Annotated in this window: 13 protein-coding genes; 7 read left to right on the top strand and 6 right to left on the bottom strand. The window is 56.5% G+C overall.

Annotated elements, in window-relative coordinates; translation table 11 throughout:
• Positions 1–56: 56 nt before the first annotated feature.
• The gene (locus OHL23_RS16375; protein WP_263352985.1) at positions 57–2,447 is read left to right on the top strand and encodes a glycoside hydrolase family 31 protein; all 2,391 of its coding nucleotides are present in this window, start codon (positions 57–59) and stop codon (positions 2,445–2,447) included.
• Between the two features lie 224 nt (positions 2,448–2,671).
• Positions 2,672–4,516 carry a beta-L-arabinofuranosidase domain-containing protein gene (locus OHL23_RS16370; RefSeq protein WP_263352984.1) on the top strand — a complete coding sequence of 615 codons (1,845 nt, stop codon included), beginning with the start codon at positions 2,672–2,674 and terminating at the stop codon, positions 4,514–4,516.
• A gap of 90 nt (positions 4,517–4,606) precedes the next feature.
• Here the strand turns inward: OHL23_RS16370 and OHL23_RS16365 are convergent, their stop codons facing one another.
• The 6 genes from OHL23_RS16365 to OHL23_RS16340 form a co-directional block, all read right to left on the bottom strand.
• Positions 4,607–8,383, bottom strand: a complete 3,777-nt coding sequence (locus OHL23_RS16365; RefSeq protein ID WP_263352983.1) for a TonB-dependent receptor — start codon at positions 8,381–8,383, stop codon at positions 4,607–4,609.
• A gap of 572 nt (positions 8,384–8,955) precedes the next feature.
• Entirely contained in the window at positions 8,956–9,675 is a 720-nt protein-coding gene (locus OHL23_RS16360; protein WP_263352982.1) for a DUF899 family protein, read from the bottom strand.
• A gap of 206 nt (positions 9,676–9,881) precedes the next feature.
• The gene (locus OHL23_RS16355; RefSeq protein WP_263352981.1) at positions 9,882–12,185 is read right to left on the bottom strand and encodes an MMPL family transporter; all 2,304 of its coding nucleotides are present in this window, start codon (positions 12,183–12,185) and stop codon (positions 9,882–9,884) included.
• Positions 12,178–12,435, bottom strand: coding sequence for a hypothetical protein (locus OHL23_RS16350; protein WP_263352980.1), 258 nt, complete (start codon positions 12,433–12,435; stop codon positions 12,178–12,180). The genes OHL23_RS16355 and OHL23_RS16350 overlap by 8 nt, the downstream gene beginning before the upstream one ends.
• Positions 12,436–12,680: 245 nt before the next feature.
• Complete coding sequence (locus OHL23_RS16345) at positions 12,681–13,118, bottom strand: response regulator transcription factor (protein ID WP_263352979.1); 438 nt, start codon at positions 13,116–13,118, stop codon at positions 12,681–12,683.
• A gap of 443 nt (positions 13,119–13,561) precedes the next feature.
• Positions 13,562–14,668: a ferritin-like domain-containing protein gene (locus OHL23_RS16340; protein ID WP_263352978.1), complete on the bottom strand. Its 1,107-nt coding sequence runs from the start codon at positions 14,666–14,668 to the stop codon at positions 13,562–13,564.
• Between the two features lie 333 nt (positions 14,669–15,001).
• On the opposite strand from OHL23_RS16340, the gene OHL23_RS16335 reads away from it, so the two are divergent.
• From OHL23_RS16335 to OHL23_RS16320, 5 genes are all read left to right on the top strand, one after another.
• Entirely contained in the window at positions 15,002–15,331 is a 330-nt protein-coding gene (locus OHL23_RS16335) for a metal/formaldehyde-sensitive transcriptional repressor (RefSeq protein WP_317891692.1), read from the top strand.
• A 118-nt stretch (positions 15,332–15,449) separates the two neighbouring features.
• Positions 15,450–16,637: a TolC family protein gene (locus tag OHL23_RS16330; RefSeq protein WP_263352976.1), complete on the top strand. Its 1,188-nt coding sequence runs from the start codon at positions 15,450–15,452 to the stop codon at positions 16,635–16,637.
• Positions 16,634–17,131, top strand: a complete 498-nt coding sequence (locus tag OHL23_RS16325) for an efflux RND transporter periplasmic adaptor subunit (RefSeq protein ID WP_263352975.1) — start codon at positions 16,634–16,636, stop codon at positions 17,129–17,131. The genes OHL23_RS16330 and OHL23_RS16325 overlap by 4 nt, the downstream gene beginning before the upstream one ends.
• Entirely contained in the window at positions 17,113–17,568 is a 456-nt protein-coding gene (locus OHL23_RS28890) for an efflux RND transporter periplasmic adaptor subunit (RefSeq protein ID WP_396127376.1), read from the top strand. The genes OHL23_RS16325 and OHL23_RS28890 overlap by 19 nt, the downstream gene beginning before the upstream one ends.
• Positions 17,498–17,833, top strand: coding sequence for an efflux RND transporter periplasmic adaptor subunit (locus OHL23_RS16320; RefSeq protein WP_263352974.1), 336 nt, complete (start codon positions 17,498–17,500; stop codon positions 17,831–17,833). The genes OHL23_RS28890 and OHL23_RS16320 overlap by 71 nt, the downstream gene beginning before the upstream one ends.
• Position 17,834 lies beyond the last annotated feature (1 nt).

Raw genomic sequence — 17,834 nt, 5'->3', positions numbered from 1 at the left:
TTGCTTGTTTTATAAACACTGAGATTTGCGATTGCCTCGAGGTGTGAATGCGCAACATGAATAAGCGAAAAGCCAAATATCGGAAAGTTTGGCAGCGGATGAAGGTGCGGCTGTTGCCTGGTATCACAGTCTTTTTAGTCTTTGGAGCCATCCACGGCATCCACGCTCAGATGCCTGGCCAATCCATACCGGACCAACCGACGATCACGGTCAACCAGACTGACGCCGGCCTGAGTGTGACGGTGGGAGAAGAACATCTCACGATCACCGTATGCCGAGACTCTGTCATTCATGTAGTCGCAACTCCCAATGGGTCCATATCCAATGACTCGCCGAGGCCTTGGATGCTCGACTCTGCGCAATCCTGCCCAGGCGCCAGATTCCAGTTCGCGAAGAGTGACAGCGCTGCAACTCTGACCACGGCAGAACTTGTCGTTAGCTTGTCTCTCGTTCACGGAAACATAACGTACAGTAGCGTTCGAGGAGCGAGCCTGCTGCGCGAAGGAGGCAGTGTACCGCGGACCTATGAGCCGGACTCAGTCAACGGGGAGCAGACGTATCACATCACAGACAGGTTCTCTCCGGACGCCACGGAGGGCATCTACGGCCTAGGGCAACACCAGAACGGGATGTTCAACTATCGCGGAGCCACGGTGGAGCTGGGCCAGAACAACACGGACGTCGCCATCCCCTTCCTTATATCGAGCAAAGGCTACGCGCTTCTTTGGAACACAGCATCTCTGAGCTATGAAGATAACCGCTTCCCTCTGGAGTTCTCCTTCAACTCGCTAGCTGGTAAGTCAGTGGACTATTACTTCCTCTATGGCCCGGAGATGGACGGCATCATTCATCAGTATCGAAACATGACGGGACACTCTCCGATGCTGCCCAAGTGGTCCTATGGCTTCTTTCAATCCAAAGACCGGTATGTCTCTCTGGATGAGATTCTTGAAATCGCGCAACGCTACCGCAGCGAACATATCCCGCTAGACGCAATCGTTCAGGACTGGTTTTGGTGGAAGACCGAAGGCGATCCGATCTTCAACACCAACTATCACGATGTTCCCAAAGATCTTGAGACGCTGCATCAGGAGCACATGCACGCCATGATCTCAGTTTGGGGGCTGTTTGATCCGGCTTCGGTGAACTTCAAAGGGTTGGCGGCTCAGAAATTCGACGTGCCGAAGGCGCATGTATACGACGCCACGAATCCTGCTGCGCGCGATTTTTATTGGAACAACCTTGCCGGTAAGCTTTTCGCACAGGGCTGGGACGCATTCTGGCTGGATAGCGCGGAGCCGGAAGAATACTGGCCGCACATGGGTGACGCGATCCTGCGAAACAAGAAGCTTGCGATTGGCAATGGCGCCGAATACACCAATGTATTTCCCTTGGTGCATACGGGCGGCATCCAGCAGCATTGGCTTGACACTACGCATCAGAAGCGTGTCTTTCTACTTACCAGGTCTGCCTTTCTTGGCCAGCAGCGCGTAGGCGCCACGGTGTGGTCCGGCGATGTCTACAGCACGTACTGGGGCTTGCAGCATCAGGTCGCCGCCGGATTGAATTTTGCACTTTCCGGATATCCCTATTGGACCACCGATATCGGCGGGTACTGGCCTGCGTATGACGGCGCGATTCAAGAGCCTGCCTATCAGGAGCTCTACGCACGATGGTTCGAGTTTGGAGCCTTTTGTCCTATCTTTCGCAGTCATGGACACAGGCCGCACAACGAGATGTGGACCTATGACAAGGTCGAACCGATCCTAATTGAATACGACAAGCTGCGTTACCGTCTCATGCCTTACATTTACTCGCTTGCGTGGAAGGTGACAGACCAGGACTACACCATCCAAAGGCCGCTGGTGATGGATTGGCGCACGGATCAGAAGACCTGGAATATCGGGGATCAGTTCATGTTCGGCCCTGCGATCCTGGTCAATCCAGTAATGAAGCAGAACGCGACTCATCGCACGGTGTATCTGCCGGATTCGCCCGTTTGGTATGACTTCTGGACCGGAGCATCGACGAAGGGCGGTCAGGAGATTGAAGCCGATGCGCCTCTGAACCGGATGCCCCTCTTTGTTCGTGCTGGCTCTATTCTTCCTCTCGGCCCCGAAATTGAATACGCCACGCAGAACCCCGGCGGCCCGATAGAACTCCGAGTGTATCGCGGCGCGAACGGCAGTTTTGATTTATACGAAGACTCTGGAGACAGCTACGATTACCAGAAAGGCGAGCACTCAATCATACCCCTCCGATGGGATGAAGCGGCCCATAGACTTACAATTGGTGAACGGGTTGGAACGTTCCCCGGCATGATAGATCAACGCCATTTTCAGGTTGTCTTCGTAACAGATGGCCACGGAGCAGGCGGTGGTTTGTCCACAAGCATTGATCGCGAAATCAGCTATAACGGAACTGAAACGAGTGTAACTGTGCCCTGATGGTCGAAGGTAAAAACTACGTTGTCAAGAGAACGTTTGCGGTAGATTGAGACAGTCGAAAACGTCCTGGTTCGCTGGCAGGTGTGTCTATGACAAAACCAGGAACCCTTGTATACTCCACTTGAACCGGAGTGGTACACGCGCAGCCAGTTCGATGGACACCTTGAAGTAAACGGTTACTCGCTCAGCAGCCTCTGCGTTGCAATGAGGCAGGGAAGATACAGATGAAGATTGGCAATCGGCGTCAATTTCTAAAGACCAGTGCAGCACTGGCGGCGGGGACCGCCGTAATGCGAAGTAGTGTGGCTGCGGCATTTGCTGATCAGTCTCAATCTGCTCAGGCGGCGACAAAGCTCATACAGTTCGAATATGCCGATGTGCAGCTTCTCGATGGCCCCATGCTGGAGCAGTTCCGTCAAAATGTGGCTCTCTTCTTGAATCTTCCGGACGACAATCTGCTCAAGCCTTTTCGCCAGCTTGCTGGTCAGGCTGCTCCGGGCGAAGACATGGGCGGCTGGTATTCCCCATCCGGCGAATTCGACCCTCCCCGTAACATGACTGGCTACATTCCGGGGCACAGTTTTGGGCAGTACCTTTCTGGCCTTGCGCGCGCCTACGCCGTGACTGGGGATAAGGCGGTGCAGGAGAAGGTGCATGGACTCGTGGCCGGCTTTGCGCCAACCGTGACAACCAAGTTCTATGACGGCTATTGCATTCCTGCTTACACCTTCGACAAGACAAACTGCGGCTTGATCGACGCGCATCAGTTTGCGGGTGATCCTATGGCGCTCGCAGTTCTGAACAAAGCCACAGACGCAGTGCTGCCCTGGCTTCCCGAGAAGGCGCTCAACAGGGAAGAAATGATGGCTCGTCCGCATAAGAACATCGCATTTACCTGGGATGAAACCTACACGCTGCCCGAGAATTTCTATCTTGGCTATCAGCGTGGCGCAGGTGCTCGCTATCGGCAGTTGGCACAGCGTTTCCTTCAGGACGACACGTATTTGGGTCCACTCTCGGAAAATCGCAATGTGCTTCCCGGTCAACATGCTTACAGTCACGTCAATGCGCTGTGTTCCGCTATGCAGTCGTATCTGACGGACAACAGCGTTAAGCATCTCGATGCTGCGCGGAACGGTTTCCGATTTGTTGTTGAACAAAGTTTCGCCACAGGCGGATGGGGCCCGGATGAAAGCTTCCGTAATCCCGGTACGGACGAACTGGCGAAGACACTCCATACCTCACACAGCAGTTTCGAGACGCCGTGCGGCGCTTACGGTCACTTTAAGATTGCGCGTTATCTCATGCGCGTCACGGGCGAGAGTACCTACGGCGACAGCATGGAAGCGGTGCTCTACAACACGATCCTCGGGGCGAGACCGATTCGTCCGGATGGCATCAGCTTCTACTACGCCGACTACAACATGGACGCCAAGAAGATAGACTACGAACAGAAGTGGCCCTGCTGCTCCGGAACGTTTCCGCAATTGACGGCCGACTATGGAATTAGTTCGTATTTCCGCGCGCCAAAGGGCATCTACGTCAACCTGTACGTTCCGTCGCGTGTAACATGGCGGCAGGGCAACGCACGGGTGACACTGACTCAGGAGACGAGTTATCCCAACATTGGCGAGACCGCGCTGCGCTTGAAGATGGATCGGTCGGAACGATTCGTCATCGCCCTGAGAGTGCCTGCATGGGCGGGAAAGCAAACCGTCGTTCACGTCAATGGAAAACCTGCTGCATCGGCACTCCGGGCTGGCGCCTGGGCAGAGCTGGATCGCGAATGGAAAGACGGCGATCGCGTGGAGTTCTCGATCGACATGCCGTTGCGACTGGTCCCACTCGATGCTCAACACGCCAACCTGGTGGCGCTTCTGCACGGTCCGGTCGCGCTATTTGGCATTGAGCCGGGTACACGGAGAATGACGCAAAAGCAGATGCTTGAGGCACAGCGCGTAAGTTCTTCTTCTGGCGAGTGGGAAGTCGCAACAGATCAAGGAAAAATCCGTATGAAAGCTTATCCCGCAATCACCAACGAGAGCTATAGGCTCTATCAGGAAACCTAGCAGCTCGTTGGAGGGTTTTAGTCAGGTTGGTTGATGGGAGTTGAACTGTGGGGCGAGTGCCCCACAGCCTGCGTATTGTGAAGGGATGGGTTAGAAGTCCAGACGAAGGCCGAATTGCATGCGGCGGTACTGGGTTAGAAGTCCGCTATAGGTACCGAGGAGAGTGCTGGCGGTTCGGGCATTGAGGCCAGCAACACTGACGTCGAAGCGATCGGTGTTTGAGACGTTGTAGACCTCGGCGGCAAATTTAAGTTTGGCCCAGTCGCCGAGCGCCCAGCTCTTGTTGACTGAGGAGTCGATGTCGAAATATCCATCTCCGCGGAGGTTGTTACGCTGACCTGCTTCGCCGGCGTAAGGCAGGCGAATGGTCTGCCCGAAGTAGATGCCTGAGTTGACGGCTGAGACGGTCGCCTGATCGAAGACATGAGGAACGCCATTGGTTATGTTTCTATGGGTTTTGACGTTGCCTACGTTGAACGCAAAGCCCGGATTGTTGTAGTTGGAAGGGTACGCGGGCGATTCGAGGGTGAAGGGCAGACCGCTGGTCCAGCGCATCAGGCCGGCCCACTGCCATCCGCCCACAAAGGCGTCCACAAAGCGGTTCATGCTGCTGAAATTGGCGTTTCCACGGCCCACCGGCAGTACATAGACCCAGTCGCCTGTAACCAGGCTGTGGGTGTCAAAGTCCGACGGGCCTTTGTTGAGCTTGGGATTCCAGGTGTTCTGTATGGCGAAGTTGGTATAGGCATTGTCGGTATTACCGAGCTGGCTAGTGCGTTCGGTTTCGGAGCCAAGATCAAGGGATTTGGCGAACGTGTAACCGGCATCGACCGTCAGACCGTGAGAACTGGGATGGCGGAGGGTGAACTGCAACGCGTTGTAAGAGCTGGTGCCGATCGTATCCCACGCATAGAGCGAGGAGAACTGATTGCTGAAGAAACGGGATTGAGTGGGAATGTTGGGGAAAAAGCCGTAGGGCGCGAAATCAAGCATGACCAGTGAAAAGGTTTCGCCGTTGGAGTAGCGCTCAGGAGCCCAGGCGTTGTTGAAGATGGCTTGGGTTGCGCTCTCTCCCGCATAGTCTAGGTTCTTCATGTAGGGAAAAACGTTCTCGAAATACGGAATGGCTGCGATATTACCATTCATCTTTTGATAACTTGAGGTGCCTGCAGGTTCACCGAGCTGAGAACGGTAGTCAACGACATTTCCGAAGGGCGCTGCGTCGACTGCGGTAGAGAGGATTCTGGCGTTGGCAAAGTAGTCGCCTCCGCCCGAGGGGTCGACATAATCGGCGTTCTCGGCGAGATCGAGTTGCTGGAGAAGATGGCGGCCCAGGCGTCCGACGTAAGCTTCTTCGAAGACGAAGCCTTTGGGGAATTCGTGCTGCAGCGAGACGTTGAAGGATTCGGCGTAGGGGGTCTTGAGATGGTTGTCGATGCCCCAGTCGATGCCGAAGCCATCAACTGGCGGTGGATTCGGGAAGCTGATCGTGGGGGAAAAAGGCGGCAGCGGAATGTCGGGAATGCTGTGAGGACCGGTGAAGCGGGGTGAGTTCTCAAAGCCGAGCTCGTCTGCCCCGTTGGAGATGCCGGCGCTTAGACCGATCGAGCCTTCCTGGCTGAAGGTATTGGCAAGCGCTTCGCCGAAGTGATCGTAGTACATGCCGAAGCTGGCCCGGATCGAAGTCTTGGGATCGGGAGAGTAGACAACACCAAGTCGCGGCGCGATGTTGGCTTTCTGCTTGGCCCAATATCCCGGAGCTCCGTTGGCCTTGCCCGAAGGAGCCAGGGAGACGGTGGGCTCATATATCTGACCCTGAAGCGCGGCGGATTCGCGTTGCTTGTACCAGGCATCGGTGTCGATCGTGGGTGAGATTTGCTGGCCGTGGGTCTCGTAGGGGGTTTGCAGGATGGTGTGGCGGAGGCCCAGGGTCACGGTGAGGTTGGCGCGGGGGTGCCAGGTGTCCATCGCGAAGTACTCAAACTCGTTGGAATGGAAGTCGCGCGCAATGGCGGTGCCATCGGGCAAGGCCGTGCCCGAGGTACGTCCGGTGATCTGGTAGTTGTAGACATTGAAGACCTCGGGAACAATTCCCATCATATTGGCCCACGCAAACATCCACGAATCGCTGGCGTAGCTGGTGTTGATGTTGCCGGGCAGCGGCAGATCCGAGGTATTCGCGTAATAGGGGTTGGTGCTGGCGCCGTCGAAGGAATTCGCGTCGGTGATGCTTTCGTTGGAGATACCGCGCCAGTTGCCTCCCAACTGAATCGTATGCGCGCCCTTGGTCCAGGTGAAGGTATCCGTGATGTTGTTGACCGGCACGTGGAGGATGGAGTTGCGCGTCTGGGCAGTGGGCTGCGTGAGCCCGTAGATGCCGACATAATCGCCGGAGCCGACGCCGCTGATCTGATAGCCCTGGCGGATATAGCCGTAGCGCAGGTCGTTAACCATGGTGGACCGGAGAGTCGCTGTGTAGCCGGCGGAGATACCTTTGGTGTTGTCGTCGGTATAGGTTGCGGGTGGCTGTCCGGGAAGGTTCTCAGCCCCGGAGGCGGTGTCCTTCTGAAGGTTGCCACGGACAAAGATGTGGTTGGAGTTATTCAGGTTGTAGTCGAGCTTGAGAATGCTGGTGTTGAGCGTGCTTGGTGCGGGAGAGACGAAGAAAAAAGAGCCGGAGTTGTAGCCGTCTCCAAGAATGGAGCCGGTCGCGGTGGGTACGCCTTTGTAGTAGGCCAGCACGGCGGCATTGGGACCGGGACCGTTGGGGCAAACAGGAGCTCCGTTGAAGGTGTTGCCGGTGCATGGAGAGTCCAGCTGCGCTACCTGCGCGGTCGATAGGATCTGGGTATTGCCGCTGCTGTCGGGATAACTCAGCTCACCTTGCATGAACGTGGTGGTGGGCACGGTGGCCCCTACGACGTCATCCGTGCCGACGCGCTGCCCCTCGTAGTTGAAGAAGTAGAAGAGCTTGTCCTTCAGAATAGGAGCGCCGATGCTGCCGCCGAAGGTGTTCACGATATATTTCTGCGGGACATTCGGCTCGCCGGAAGAGAGCTCGTCATTCTTGTTGAAGAAGTTGTTGGCGACGGTGTTTGTGGGGCGGTAGTACTCGTAGAGTGAGCCGTGGTAGCGATTGGTCCCGCTCTTGGTTAGCAGGTTGATCTGTGCGCCGGAGGATCGGCCGGAGGCGGCGGTTCCGTTGGAGGTAGTGACGCGGAATTCCTCGGTGGAGTCCAGCGTGGAGCGCAAAATGCCGGTGAAAGCTGTGCCGTTGACCTGGTCGTTATCGTCGAGGCCGTCCAGGGTGACGTTGCCCTGGTCGGAGCGTCCGCCGGCTACGGCGCCCTGACGGCTATCGGTGGTGGAGGAACCGAGGTAGAGGACGCCGGGCTGCAGGCTGAGCAGAGAGATAGGATTGCGGCCATCCATCGGGAGGGCTTCAATGGTGGTATTGCCGACGGCATTACCCATGGTTGCGTCGGTCAGATTAAGCGTCTCGGCGGAAGAACTGACGTCAACGGTGACGGTGTTGGCGGAGATGCTCAACATGACATCGAGGGTAGCTGGCTGGTCGACGAGCAGTTCGGCGGTGCGGGTCTGAGTGGCGAATCCAGTGGAGGTGATGGTAATGAGGTAGTTTGCTGGAGGGATGAGTGGAAAGACATAAAAGCCGGTAGCGTTGGAGACGGCGTGGTAGGTGTTGTTGGTGGCCTGATCTACGAGGGTGACGGATGCGTCTGAGACAAGCGCGCCGCTCGAGTCTTTTACGATGCCGCGGAGTGAAGTGGTAGCGTTCTGGCCAAATGCAAGGGTGGCGAAGGTAAGAATGCAACAAAGCATCGATACCCATAGGGATCGTTTCACGGCTATGTCTCCAAAAGGTTTGGACTTGTGCTTCTTATCGTGCCCGGGCGGGATTGACCCGGTGAATGTGTAAAGGGGGTTGTCGGCCCCTTCAACAGAACGGCGTATTTCTTTGGTTGAACTTCGGTCCGCAGGGATGGCAATCGTCTTCCGGACTCAAAGAGTTGATGAATCGCGAGTCGTATATCTAGAAAAAGCGCTACCGCGTAAAGGCGTTCGGGGAGAATCTGCTTTTATCCTTTCTGAAATTGACACAGGATTCAACAAAAATCTGCCTGGGCAGGTGAATTGCTCGAAAATCAGGGCAAGCGCCACGGAGGTGGGAGTGAGAGGCGACTGAGCGGTGCGAAGGTGGATGTATTCCTGGAATCTTATGAGGGTAGTGTTGAGCCGCTCGTAGTCGCGTGAACAGCCCTGCCAGTCTCAACGTATGCTCGTACCAATCGAGAAGAGCACCGGGCAGCGCGCGCCAAATTCAGCATCGCCACCGATATATCTGGACGACGCTCCCATCGTCTGGCTGACCTCTGCGGTGATGGGCACAGAGAGGCCGCCGGACGATGGCTTCAACCTTACTTGATCGTCGTGAGGCTGACGTATTCGAGTTTTGGGTACCACATGGCGTCGCGGCCCGTGGGTGTAAGGTCGAGGATCGTCCATAAGGGATCGAGGTCCGGGGCTCCGCGCGGGTCCTGGCCGGGGTCGGCCGTCTCGCCGCTTATCTCACCGCTCCAGAAGTGGTGGATTGCGCCATTGCTGCGCCGAAAGACACTGAGGCCGGGGATATCGCCATCGTCGGCGCTGACATAAGCGCGGGTGTAGTCACCTTTGGTGTCAGAGTAGATCTGCAGGTTCTGCCAGCCACGTTCTTTCTTGAACTCGAGGAGGCGTTCGATTGGCGAGCGAGCGGTGACGGCGAGGGCGACACGCTCGCGCAGGTTTCTGGTGGTACCCTCCCACGATGTGAGCATTGCAGTGCACATAGGACATGCGCGCTCGCGTTGCGGGCCGAACATCATGCTGTAGATAACAAGGGTGTCCTTGTCCCCAAAGAGCTGAGAGATGCGGATCGCGCCGTCACGGCCTTCGAAGGTATAGTCGTCGGGCATCCTGCCTCCGAGGGGCAGGGCGCGGCGGAGTGCTGCGACGCGTTCGATATGGCGTCGAAGCTCGATCTCCTCGGCCAGGAGTTCGTTGCGAGCCTGACGGTATTCGGAGCTCTCGTCGGGGAAGTGCGCTTTGTTCTTTGCGGCGAGTTCTGTTGCGGGGACGAGGACGGTGTTATCGGCCATTCGGTTCTCCTTGACGAGACGCGGATGAGACGCGCGATGGAAGCATCCATTCTAATCACGCGGGAGCCCGGCGGTCACGGATCTCTGCGACGAGGTCAGCACAACCAGCTTCCCCGATTCATCTTTTCTTTCCGAATCCGGTAGGGGAGAGTAGCGACGATCAGGAGGTATTGCGAGGGGGGCCGCTGTACGCTCATCAATGTGCGTCATCGGTCGCGCTCCACTACCGGCGCAGCCGCAGAACCCTGCAATCCAAAGGGCCACCAGTTCCAGTCCCCGGCAAGTTGGAGCAGTGCCGGCCCCACCACCATTCGCACCACCGTTGCGTCAATAAACACCGCTACAGCGAGCGTGAAACCAAGCATCTTGATGACCAGAAAGCTCCCCATGGTAAACGCCGCGAAGACCGCAATCATAATTGCGGCTGCGCTGGTAATCAGCCCTGCCGTGCTCGCCAACCCTTCGATCACGGCAGATCTCTCCGGCAGTCCGCGCCGCCTCTCTTGGAGAACGCGCGAAACCAGGAATACCTCGTAGTCCATGCTTAGTCCAAAGACGATGGCGAAAGTGAGAATCGGTACCATCGGGAACACGCTGACCGTGGCGGCTTCGACACCGAATAGCTTGCTTCCGTGTCCATCCTGGAAGACCAGCACCAAAGCGCCGAAGGCCGCGCCCACCGACAGCAGATTCAACAAAACCGCCTTCGCCGCCGCGAACAAAGACCGCAGACCCAAGAGTAAAGCAACAAAACTGCCCCCTACGACTCCTTCAATCACCGCCGGTAGCCGCTTTCGAACCACATCTTCGTAATCTGCATTGAGGCCGCCAATGCCACCTACGCGCAACACAGCGCCGGGCACGCCAGTAATCTTCGCCACATCTGCGGAGCGAAGCTCGCGTACCCATCGTACCTGTTCGCTGGACGTGACTCCGGCCGCCGGCAGCACTTCCATCAAAGTTGCTAATCCGTCGCTGCTCAGAAAACTTCTGCGTGTGTCTTCCGTAACAAAGTCCACCGATTCCGCGCTCTCCGACATTCCTGTCGAAGTCTGAAGTGAGATCACTTCTGCCGCCCTCGCATCTGCCGCGAGAGTCGCGGTCAGCCGGCCCAGGGCCGACCAGCCGGCTTGCGAGCGAACGGGAGCGTTCGGCGGCAACTCCAGCACCACTCGAAGCGACGTTACGATTCCAGCCCGTTCCATACCTTCCAGGGAGTGAAATGCTTGCACCGACTCAGCAGTCGCTGGGAGCCAATCACCTGGCGGAAGCCCGGGAGAGATTCGTCGAGCCTGGGACGCGAGCAAAAGCAAGGGCAATCCGGACAACAGCAGCGCTGTCCACGGACGGCCGGTGACCAGGCTTCCCCAACGTGTCCAGAGCGATTCTGAATGCCTACCTTGCTCGGCCGCATTTTGCCCACTCACGATGCCGCCTTGCCTGCCCTTCCGACGCCATGAGAGATTCAGCCTCCAGCTATTGACGCGCGTGCCCAGCAAGCCCAGCACCCAGGGCAGAACGAATGTACATAACATCACGCTCATCCCGGCCACCAGCAATCCCGCAGCCCCTATCGAGCGCAACTCGCTGATTGGAACCGTCAACAAGACCGCGAATCCGATCGCGACAGTGGAAGCCGAAATAACGAGGGTGCGACCCGCCTGTCCTGCCGCGATATCGGCAGCTTTCTCCACATCATGGCCTTCGGCCAAGGCCTCGCGGAATCGGTTGACCATCAGCAGCGCATAGTCGATGCCCAACCCCAGGCCGAGCATCGTAGCCAGATTCTCGACCAGAATCGAAAGGTCCATTCTGCTGGAAAGAAACGCGGCCGCGCCCATAGTCATTGCGATAGCCAGCACTCCTACGCCCAACGGAAGAAGCGCCGCGATCAGGCTTCCAAACGCCAGTAGAAGCAGAACCAGAGTCACCGGCAACGCCCTCACTTCGGCATGGCTCACGTCGTCGGCACTCGCTTTTCGCAGATCGAAATTGAGCGGCGTCTCACCTGTCAATTCCAGCTTGATCGCCGGGAACCGTCCCCGCAGTTGATTCTCCATCCAGCGAGTTTGCGCGCGCAGCTTAGGGACCAGCGCTTCGACCGAACCATTGCCTGGATCGAGCCCGACGATGATTAAAGTTCCGCCGCCTTTTCCTAGAAAGACCGGATCGGACAAATCCATTCTTGACAGAACACCCGAAACCCCCGATTCAGCACGAAGTGCATTCGACATGAAATCCAGCGCTTCTATCCCCTTCGCCGAGTCTGGATCGGGAAGCCCTTGAACCACCACGACGACGCGGTGAGCGTACGGTGAACGAAAGTCCTCGGTTAGTTTCCGGTCGACCGCTTCAGCTTCTCCGCCTTGGATATGGACTGCCGTCTCCAGCCGGCTTTCAATCCGGTAGGAAAACGGCGCCAACACCAGTGCTAGGGCGAAGCCCGACATCGCCAGCCAGAACCGGCGGCGAGTGGAACTCGGCTTTGTGGCCAACCCCAGCCTATTCACCAGGGGCGCTCTGCTTTGAACGATCTCCCGCAGCCAACGAGAACAGCGGGCCGGGCTTGCGCGATAACGGGCCAGGCCACGGGAATTCCCTGGGCCAAGCTTCTTCCTGCAACTCTAGTGGTTGCCGCTGCTCGAAGTATGTATCGGGCATCTGCATAGAAGCAGCCATCTTCGCGTGGACAATAAACACCATCGGTGCCGTAACCCAGAGCAGTCCGCAGAGGACGACGTAGTAGCAGATCCGATTCATCCATGGAATCTCAATAGGCAAAGCATAGTCCTCCAATTCAGCGTAGTAATGATTCTCTGATCGTGATGCAGGACAGGCTGTCTCGAATAAATGATAACTTCCAGGAAGCAAGGTATGAACCGAAATTGCCCTCAAATAATCTACTTCACAACAATGCCGTTTCGGATCACATTCCGGTTTTGTGCGCTCCGAATGAAGATCGTTTCACATCGCACCAGCCCTTTCCCCGTCACTCAGCGAGAGTGTTAATAGTTTCCGTGACGGCGCATAGCCGCTCGTATTCGAGCCAGGAACTCCAACGCGCTAAACGGCTTGGTCATGTAGTCGTCAGCCCCAATCTTCAGAAGTAGAACCACTTCCTCAACATCGCTGATAGCGCTCAAAACGAGAATTGAAACATGCTGGGATTTTTCCCTAATCTGACGACAGAGGTTCTGAGTCGTCTTCCCTGGCAGACAAACATCGAGAACGATAAGCTCTGGCTCAGTGGCGCAGAGGTCGTCCATTGCGATTGGATCAAAGGCGGCGATACTAACTTCGTAGCCAGCTCCCTCCAAGATCCTGCGCACTGTCTGCGGTGATCCTGGATCGTCATAGATGACCAGAATTCTCTCTACATTACGCCGCCGTCTCCGGTGCGGGGCCCGATACTCTACGGTTGTCGCTCGTTGGCTGTCGCTCATCGCCAGCTCATGTCTTCAGCAGTAGGTTAGCCGCTATGGACCCACCCCAAGCCCACCGTACTGCTCTGGCCGCGAGAAGATGTCACAAGGAGGTCATGGGTTTGTCATATCTCTAATTGGCTGTGACCGCAGCAATAACGATGTTCTTTGTCAGGAGGTTTTACACGCCAACTGCAGGCCGAAATAGACAACGCTCGAGCCGGTCGCTGATTGTCGCCCTGTGCAACACCGAATAGGATTTTATAAATCAAATACCTGCGATTCATTATAGGAGCTGGCTTTGCGTGCTCGCACAGTGTGTTGAGCACGCCCCGGCCACAAAATACCGATGTGGCCTGAGGGCGTGCCATCTGAAAGACGTGGTTCTATGCGATACGGACGCATCCCACGTCGGAGTTACTTGCTGGCGCTTTCGTCACTGAAGTTTGATGGGCAACGCAGGCTTATCGTTCCCGTCTGGCCGCGTCCGCGTCCGCCGCCAGATCGTGCAATAACCTGAAAAACGCTGGCGGTTGACCGACGAAGAGCCCCATTGCCGTAAGGAAGCTGACTACGTTCCCGGCAATCCCCCTTGTTTCTGTGGGACGGATGATCGAGCATGGCGGGAGCTTGCGGCTCAGGAATGGGCATGGCTCCGGCATGATCAGGTTTGTCTGGAAAGTCTCGCCACCAAACGGAGGAGCATTCAGATTTGGAAAAGTCACCGATACCCCTGTGACTGGATCCTTTGCGGTGAGGGGAGGCGCGTTGCCCGCCTTGTCCGACCAGGTCTGAAAATGCATGGTTTCGGTGGGGCCAATGCTGATCAGAATTCGCAAGACCTCAACGCTAGTGGCTCTCTGCGCCATTGCGGGATAGAGGCTGTTGCCGCCTTGTTCGATTGTTGGGAAGTGAAAACCCGCAGTATTTGCGATGGCCTGGAGGAAGTTTGGATCTGCGGTGTCGGCATCGGTCCGAGGTATTGCCGTATGCTGTCCTTTCGCAAGGGTTGGGATCGCCTGCGGGAATGTGAAGTTGGGATCGAGGTCAGGATTATTCGTACTGCTGCGGTAGCGAGTCCACCAGCTGGTATCGAGGGTGAGCTGCATCAGGTTTGTAATTCGTAGTTTTCCGCTGGACCCCGTCGCTGTGCTACCCGGTAGAGTGCGAAACCGTTCAAGATCGATTGTTTCTGCTCCCTTGGAAGCCAAATACGCGTTGAGAAAGTTCTGGTGGGTGAATTCGTCGTCGGTATTGTCGTGTACGTACTGGGCCATGTCGGAGTCCAGCACCGAGAGAGCAGCGGTGAAGGCTGCATTCCCGCTCCCACTTGGCTCTTCGCTGTCTTGAATACCAGCCAGTTCGTTATATTGCACCCAGAAGTCCGTCTCCAGAATTTCCGCTGCTGCCGCGAACCGAAGCAGAGCTGCATCTCCGCGAGTGAGGCGGCGATCGTGTTCTTCATGATCATCATCGTCTGCAAAAACAGATGAGCTATTGGCCAGGAGTCCGATGCCGGCTGCGGACAGTCCGTTCTTCATGAACGAACGCCGATTGACTGCGGTTCTCATATTGCTCCACATATCCATACAGGAGCCTCCTTGGCCAAACACCCTAACCTTATCAATCGAAGCGGGTGTCAGCTGAAAGTAAAACTTTTGTCATCTGTTTGTCGGAGAAGGCAAGATCACGATCTTCCGGTTGCTACTGCCCAGTTCTACGCCAGACACTAACGCAGTACGCGAAGCTCTTCTCGATTGGCCCTGAATCCAGCTGTCCCAACATCGCGCAGGTGAGCCAATGGAATGAAGGGAGGACGGCAGAACATAGCGTAGCTGGAACTCAGGATACAGACTCTGTTGTGCTCATCTTCATCACTGTCAGCGCCAAACTTCATTTAGGGTTTGATTTTTATATACTATAAGGGAGTATATTATTTGCATGAGAGGTGCTCATTGTCACACACTTCGAAAGATAAGAAAAAACTCTTGTCCCGCATTCGTCGGATTAAGGGACAAGCCGAAGCCATTGAGCGGGCTCTTGAGGCAGAGGGAGAGTGCGAGGAAATCTTGCAACTTGTGGCATCCTGCCGCGGGGCTCTGAACGGCTTGATGGCCGAACTGATCGAGGGGCATTTGCGCTTCCATGTCCTTTCCCCCGAGCAGAAACCCCTCCCCTCACAGATTGAAGCTGCGGACGAACTGATGTCCGTAGTCAAAAGATATTTCAACTAGATATTCGCGAAGTTGCTGTTGGCGCTTTCTCGATTCGCAAGTACGTCCAGCGGTCTTTCGCGAATTTAGAACAGGACTCCTACCGATGAGAAGGTCTCTCTCGTGTGTATTTATAGGAATGCTCTCGTGGGCTAGCTTCTGTCATGGACAGACAGTTCTCTCGGTGCAGGATGCGGTCAGCTACGCGCTCTCACACCGTCCAGAACTGCGAGCGACAAACGATCGCACTGCGGCGTCGGAGCGGCTGCGCTCACAAGCAAGCCTGCTTCCTAATCCCCGCTTTCTATTTCGTAAAGAGGATTTTACCGATCACCTCAACATCGGAGAGAACTCCCAGACCGATTGGGAAGGAGAGCAGCTTTTCGAGACCTCCGGTAAGCGCGGAGGCCGCATCGCCGTCGCGCAGCAGAGTATAGAGCAGAGCCGCCTGCAGGCTGAACTTGAACGGCGGCAGATCGAACTGACGGTACGCGAAAGTTACTGGAAATCAAAGGCTGCGCAATCACTCGCTGCTTTGTATGCCCAGGATGCGGACTACTTTCGGCATGTGATCGAGTATCACGAGGCGCGCTTCCGTGAGGGCAAGATATCGGAGGTGGATCTGTTGCGGGTCCGCCTGCAAGGAGAGCAGATTTGCGCTGCGGCGGCCAATGCAAGGCTCGACTCGGAAAAGGCGCTATTGATACTGGCGCAGGAGATGAATGCCGCCCCGAACAGTTCCTGGGCGCTCTCAGAGGACTTCGAAACGCTGGAGGAACCGAAATCACTCCCATCCGGAACAGACGCTCCGTCGCTTCGAGTGGAAGGCCAACTTGCCCAACAAGTGATTGCCGGGGCGGAAGCAAAGACTCGGCTGCAAAAGGCAAACGGCAGGCCTGACCTGCTCTTCACTGGCGGCTATAAGCGGGACACGAATTTCGATTCTCCGGTGGCCGGAGTTCAGTTCGATCTTCCATTCTTCAATCGAAATCAGGGAGCTGTCGAGGCGGCTCATGCGGAGGAGGAGGCCGCACGAGAAGATTATCGAGCGGCGCACAACAGGCTGGCGGCCGAGCTCGAATTAGCGCAACGAGAGTACGAGATGCGCCGTGATCAGTATCTTCAGACGTTTAAGCCTCTGCGAGAGCAGGCCATCGAAATCTCGGATATCAGCCGGGCCGCATACCGGGCTGGGGGACTCGACCTGCTTCGATTGATCGATGCGGAACGAGCACGTGTGGACGCGGAGCTCAGCTACATACGCGCCCTGGAAGGCTTTCATCTCAGCATTGCCGCACTGAACTATGCCGAAGGAGCGGATCAGTGAAGATCAAAAGAGGAGTCGCATGGATATGTGCGATGTCGTATTGCCTGCTCTGTGGATGCCATAGTCCACAACAGGATACAAAGAGTGAAACAACGGCAACAGTCGAGGACAAAGGCGCGTCGGATGAGGTGACGCTATCGGCGCAAGCACAGACTGAACAGAAGATTGAAGCCGCGCCAGTCGAACTGGGCACCACCGTCGTGAGCCGGCGGGCCAAAGGGCATATCGCTCTGCCGGACAACGCGATCTGGCGCGTGGGCGTCCTCGCTGAAGGCCGAGTGGAGAAGGTCAACTTCAATCTTGGCGACTTCGTCGAAAAGGGCCAGGTGCTCGCCCGTATGCACAGCCACGATGTGCATGAGACCCGCGCAGCTTACGCCAATGCCGTGGCCGAACGCACGCGCCTGCAGTCTGCCGAAGCACTGGCCGAGAAGAACTACGAACGCAGTCAACGGCTCTACGCTCTCAAAGCTGAATCGGTCTCACAAGTCTAGATCGCGAAACAGGAGCTGGTGAACGCCCAGAGTGCGACCCGCGAGTCCGACAACAATGTACATCGGGAACAGGCTCACATCGAAGAGATTCTCGGGATCAAAGCAGATACGACAGCCAGCGATTCGGACGACGCCGATTTGATCCCCATCAAAGCCCCCGCAAGTGGACGGATATTGCAAAGAACGTTACACCCGGCTCAACCATCTCTACTTCCACGGACGCCTTTGTGATCGGTGATCTCAGTCGATTGTGGATGCTGGCCTCAGTCGATGCGGCGACGTTGTCCAAGTTGCGTGTCGGGCAGACCGCCACCATCACACTGCCGGACGCGCCGGATGCGGCCTACCCGGGGAGGATTACAAACCTTGGTCAGGAGTTCGATCCAGTCCGAGGTACGCATCGAGATCGGGCACACCGACAATCGCCTTCGCCCTGAGATGCTGGCAAGCGCGGAGTTCGACACAGGGGCCGGCATCCCCACTATCCTTGTGCCGCAGGAGGCGATTCAACAGGTCAACGGCCAGGATGTCGACTTTGTTCGCCTGGCGGCGGATCGATTCCAGGTGCGGGCCGTACAGACAGGCGAAAACGTGCGCGGCAACGTCCGCATCCTCCAGGGATTGAAGCCAGGCGAGCGGGTCGTCACTCACGGCAGCTTCATCGCCAAATCGCAGCTCCTCAAATCCTCGATTGGAGACTAGG

Origin of the sequence: Acidicapsa acidisoli, assembly GCF_025685625.1 — a bacterium.
Classification (GTDB): domain Bacteria; phylum Acidobacteriota; class Terriglobia; order Terriglobales; family Acidobacteriaceae; genus Acidicapsa; species Acidicapsa acidisoli.
The sequence above is the reverse complement of the archived record's forward strand: the minus strand, read 5'-3'. Positions and strand labels throughout refer to the sequence as shown.